Consider the following 249-nt stretch of genomic DNA (forward strand, 5'->3'; position numbering starts at 1 on the left):
CCAATTATTGTTGCTGTGAATAAAATGGATAAACCAGCGGCGAATCCTGATCGTGTAATGCAAGAATTAACAGAATATGAATTAGTTCCAGAAGCTTGGGGCGGAGATACAATTTTCGTACCAATTTCTGCAATCCAAGGCGAGGGAATTGACAACTTGCTAGAGATGATTCTTCTTGTAAGTGAAGTAGAAGAATATAAAGCAAACCCAAATCGTTATGCAACGGGTACTGTAATTGAAGCACAGCTT

Annotated in this window: 1 protein-coding gene; it reads left to right on the plus strand. The window is 39.0% G+C overall.

The window, feature by feature from the left end; genetic code table 11:
* Nucleotides 1-249 (plus strand): GTP-binding protein (locus SB717_RS38310; RefSeq protein WP_410908432.1); only part of this gene is annotated, 249 nt, incomplete at both ends.

This window comes from Priestia sp. SIMBA_032, from assembly GCF_046535215.1.
GTDB classification, from domain to species: domain Bacteria; phylum Bacillota; class Bacilli; order Bacillales; family Bacillaceae_H; genus Priestia; species Priestia aryabhattai.